The 4,471-nt window shown below is 71.4% G+C and carries 3 protein-coding genes and 1 pseudogene; 3 read left to right on the top strand and 1 reads right to left on the bottom strand.

The features are described 5' to 3' along the window. The coding region (locus tag A7A76_RS14305; RefSeq protein WP_206411816.1) for an N-acetylmuramoyl-L-alanine amidase at positions 1 to 1,106 on the top strand (1,106 nt) is incomplete at its 5' end. A 60-nt stretch (positions 1,107 to 1,166) separates the two neighbouring features. On the opposite strand, the pseudogene A7A76_RS26665 reads toward A7A76_RS14305, so the two are convergent. Continuing rightward, a pseudogene (locus tag A7A76_RS26665) lies at positions 1,167 to 1,250 on the bottom strand (DUF6053 domain-containing protein); the annotation flags it as partial. A 127-nt stretch (positions 1,251 to 1,377) separates the two neighbouring features. On the opposite strand from A7A76_RS26665, the gene mutL reads away from it, so the two are divergent. Together mutL and A7A76_RS14295 are read left to right on the top strand one after the other, a co-directional pair. Further along, positions 1,378 to 3,264 carry a DNA mismatch repair endonuclease MutL gene (gene mutL / locus A7A76_RS14300; RefSeq protein ID WP_206411815.1) on the top strand — a complete coding sequence of 629 codons (1,887 nt, stop codon included), beginning with the start codon at positions 1,378 to 1,380 and terminating at the stop codon, positions 3,262 to 3,264. Positions 3,265 to 3,338: 74 nt separating this feature from the next. Beyond that, positions 3,339 to 4,277, top strand: coding sequence for a DUF1684 domain-containing protein (locus tag A7A76_RS14295; RefSeq protein ID WP_206411819.1), 939 nt, complete (start codon positions 3,339 to 3,341; stop codon positions 4,275 to 4,277). Positions 4,278 to 4,471 lie beyond the last annotated feature (194 nt).

Raw genomic sequence — 4,471 nt, 5'->3', positions numbered from 1 at the left:
CCGCCGCCCAGGCCGTAGCCGCCGCCGCGCCGCCGTCCGGCGCGCAGCAGGCCGCCAACCAGGCGGTGTTCGAACAGGCCGCGCAGGCGCCGGTGCCGACCACCATCGCCACCGGCGTGCCGACCCGCATCGCCACGGGCGTGCCCACCCGTATCGCCACCGGCGTGCCGACGCCGATGCCCGGTTCGGCTGCCGCTAGCGCCACTGCCAACAGCGCTGCCGCCGCCAACAACATTGCCGCCGCCAATGCGAGCGCCGCCGCGAGCGCGCCGGCGAGCGAGCCCGCGCCGCCGGCCGGCGCGGTCAAGACCTTGAAGGACGTGATGCGCGGCCGCGGCATGCGCCCGCTGATCATCGCCATCGACCCCGGCCACGGCGGCCAGGATCCCGGCGCGATCGGCCAGGGCGGCAAGCGCGAGAAGGACGTCACCCTGGCCATCGGCCGCGAACTGGCGCGCCAGATCAACGCCACGCCGGGGCTGAAGGCGTACATGACCCGCGATACCGACGTGTTCATCCCGCTGCCGCGGCGCGCCCAGCTGGCGCGCCAGGCCAAGGCCGACATGTTCGTCTCGATCCACGCCGACGCGGCCGAAAACCGCAGCGCGCGCGGCTCGTCGGTGTACGTGCTTTCGCTCAAGGGCGCGACCTCGCAGCGCGCGCGCTGGCTGGCCGACAAGGAAAACGCCTCCGACCTGATCGGCGGCGTGCGCCTGCAGCAGACCGACAACACCCTGGCCTCGGTACTGCTCGACCTGACCCAGAGCGGCCACATGAAGGCCTCCGAAGACGCCGCCGCGCATGTGCTCGAAGGCCTGCGCGACGTCGGCAACAACCACAAGCCGCATGTGGAGAAGGCCAACTTCGCGGTCCTGCGTACCTCGGACATGCCGGCGATGCTGGTGGAGACCAACTTCATCTCCAACCCGGAAGAAGAGCGCCGCCTGACCGACCCGGGCCATCAGCGCGCGCTGGCGCGCGCGGTGCTCGGCGGGATCAACAACTACTTCACCCGCCAGCCGCCGCCGGGTTCGCTGTACGCCGCGCGCGCCGAAGCCCAGCAGGCCTCGCCGCCGCAGGGCGGCGGTTTCGGCGGCAGCCGCTGACGACGCGCCGCGCGGCGCAAACGATCGCTTCGACGGCCCCGGCGACCCCGGGGCCGCTTTTGTAGGAGGGGCTTCAGCCCCGATGCCTTCCGGTCCGATCTCGGCCAACGGACCGGAAAGCATCGGGGCTGAAGCCCCTCCCACATGCGCTCGCCGCAGCGCCCGCCAGCGCAACGCCGAGAGCGCAGGATCCGGATCGCGGAGCCGCGGCGGCAGCGGCTATCATCGATTCCCAATCCCCCGCGGTGCCTGCGCGCACCGGAACGCCGCCGTGACCATCCGTCAGCTCCCCGACACCCTCATCAACCAGATCGCCGCCGGCGAAGTGGTCGAACGGCCCGCGTCCGTGGTCAAGGAACTGGTCGAGAACGCGCTCGACGCCGGCGCGCGCCGGGTCGACATCGACCTGGAAGAGGGCGGGGTACGGCTGATCCGGATCCGCGACGACGGCAAGGGCATCGCCGCCGACGAGCTGCCGTTGGCGGTATCGCGCCACGCGACCAGCAAGATCGCTTCGCTCGACGATCTGGAAGGCGTCACCACCCTCGGTTTCCGCGGCGAAGCGCTGCCGTCGATCGCCTCGGTCAGCCGCTTCTCGCTGTGCTCGCGCCGGATCGGCGAGGAGCGCGGCGCGGTGCTGGAGATCGACGGCGGCCGTCTCGGCGAGATCGCGCCGAAGCCGCATCCGCAGGGCACCACGGTCGAGGTGCGCGACCTGTTCTTCAACGTGCCGGCGCGGCGCAAGTTCCTGAAGGCCGAACGCACCGAGCTGGGCCATATCGAGGAATGGCTGCGCCAGCTGGCGCTGGCGCGTCCCGACGTGGAACTGCGCGTGTCGCACAACGGCAAGCCGACCCGGCGCTGGAAGGGCGAGGGCGACCAGATCGACCTGGGCCTGTCGGACGTGCGCATCGGCGAGGCGCTGGGCGAGGAGTTCGCGCGCAACGCGCTGCGCGTCGATCACAGCGGCGCCGGCCTGCGCTTGCACGGCTGGATCGCGCAGCCGTCGTACAACCGCGCCAGCGCCGATCAGCAATACCTCTACGTCAACGGCCGCGCAGTGCGCGACCGCAGCGTCGCGCATGCGGTGAAGCAGGCGTATTCGGACGTGCTGTTTCATGGCCGCCAGCCGGCCTATGTGCTGTTCCTGGAACTCGATCCGCGCCGGGTCGACGTCAACGTGCATCCGGCCAAGCACGAGGTGCGCTTCCGCGATGCGCGGCTGATCCACGATTTCGTCTATCGCACGCTCAACGACGCATTGGCCGAAACCCGCGCCGGCAGCCTGCCGTCGGCGCAGACCGGCGAGTTCGGCGGCGGCGGTCATCCGGCCGCGCAGGGCGAACCGGCCGGCGGCGGCGCGGGGTCGTCGTCGCAGGCGACGATGTATCAGTACCGACCGACCGCGCCGCTGGCGTTCCGCGTGCAGGAGACGCAGGCCGGGTACGCCGCGCTTTACGGCAACAACAACAACGGCGGCGGCGCCTCCGCGGGCGGTTTCGCGTCGGGCGGCGGCAGCGCCTACGCCACGCCGTCGTCGGCGCCCGCGCTGCCGCACAGCGACGACGACACCTTGCCGCCGCTGGGCTACGCCATCGCCCAGTTGCACGGCATCTACGTGCTGGCCGAGACCGCCGAAGGCCTGGTCGTGGTCGACATGCACGCCGCGCACGAGCGCATCGGCTACGAAAAGCTCAAATCCGCCCACGACGGCGAAGGCCTGCGCACCCAGCCGCTGCTGGTGCCGGCGACCCTGGCCGTGTCCGAGCGCGAGGCCGAAGTCGCCGAGCGCGAAGAAGCGACGCTGATCGCGCTGGGTTTCGAAGTCACCCGCGCCGGCCCGCAGTCGCTGACCCTGCGCGCGGTGCCGGCGCTGCTCGCCCACGGCGACGTCGAGGCGCTGCTGCGCGACGTGCTGGCCGACCTGCGCGAGCACGGCGAATCGCGCCGGGTCGGCGCGGCCCGCGACGAACTGCTGGCGACCATGGCCTGCCACGGCGCGGTGCGCGCGAATCGCCGTCTCACTTTGCCGGAAATGAACGCCTTGCTGCGCGAAATGGAGGCGACCGAACGCTCCGGGCAATGCAATCATGGGCGCCCGACCTGGGCCCGCTTCACCCTGTCGGAAATCGACCGCTGGTTCCTGCGAGGGCGCTGATGACCGCCGCTGTCCGTTCGCCTGCCGTGACTGTTTCCCGCGCCGCCTTGCCGTGGCGCGGCGCGCTGTGCGCGATGCTGCTGCTGCCGGCGCTGGCCGCCTGCGATTCGACCGCGCAGAAGGCCGAGCGCGCCAAGCAGGCCGAGCGCGCTGCCCACGCCAGCGAGGATTTCCAGCGCGACCAGCAACTGTGGCGCGAACAGCGCAGCGCCGGGCTGCTCAAGCCCGACGGCTGGACCAGCCTGGTCGGGTTGCATCCGATCGAGGCCGGCGCGCATTACTTCGGCAGCGATCCGGACAACGGCATCCGCCTGAGCGTCGGCCCGGGCCACATCGGCCTGCTGCGGCTGGACAAGGGCCGGCTGCGCTTCGTGCCCGAGCGCGGGCTGGCGCTGACCCTCAACGAACAGCCGCTCAAGGGCGCGGCGGTGCTGCTGGCCGACGATTCGCCGGCCGGCCCGACCCGGATCGGCTTCGACGAGGGCAAGGGCGTGCTGACCGCGATCAAGCGCGGCGGCAATTACTACCTGCGCGTGCGCCATGCCGATGCGCCCAGCCGCACCGGCTTCGCCGGCATCGAGTACTGGCCGGCGCAGCAGGACTGGAAGATCACGGCCAAGTTCGTCGCCCATCCGGCCGGGCAGACCATCGAGGTGGCCAACATCATCGGCGTGGTCGAGCCGACCCCGAACCCCGGCGCGGTCGAGTTCGAGCGCGACGGCCGCACCTACCGCATCGAGGCCCTGGACCAGGGCGGCGAAGAGCTGATGCTGGTGTTCGCCGACCGCACCAGCGGCCACGGCAGCTACAGCGCCGGGCGTTTCCTCGACGTGCCGCGGCCGAACCTGCAGGGCAAGGTCACGGTCGATTTCAACAAGGCCTACAACCCGCCATGCGCGTTCACCCCGTTCGCGACCTGCCCGCTGCCGCCGCAGGGCAACCGGCTGGATCTGGAAGTGACCGCGGGCGAGAAGGCGTACAAGCACACCGACAAGGCGGCGCAGGCGTCGTGAGGCTTGCTGCGGCGGGTTTCGTCGGGTGAAGCCCTGGATGCCCGCGTTCGCGGGCATGACGGCAGGTGGGGTGCGCGGTTTGGCGCCAGGCGAGTTGCGCGGCTTGAGCGGTAACGGCGTTTCGCGGCGCTCCTTCAAGCCGTCATCCCCGCGAAGGCGGGGATCCAGAGACTTCAGAGTCCTGTCGCGGTGAA

It is taken from the genome of Lysobacter enzymogenes, from assembly GCF_017168095.1.
Taxonomy (GTDB): Bacteria; Pseudomonadota; Gammaproteobacteria; order Xanthomonadales; family Xanthomonadaceae; genus Lysobacter; species Lysobacter enzymogenes_D.
The sequence above is the reverse complement of the archived record's forward strand: the minus strand, read 5'-3'. Positions and strand labels throughout refer to the sequence as shown.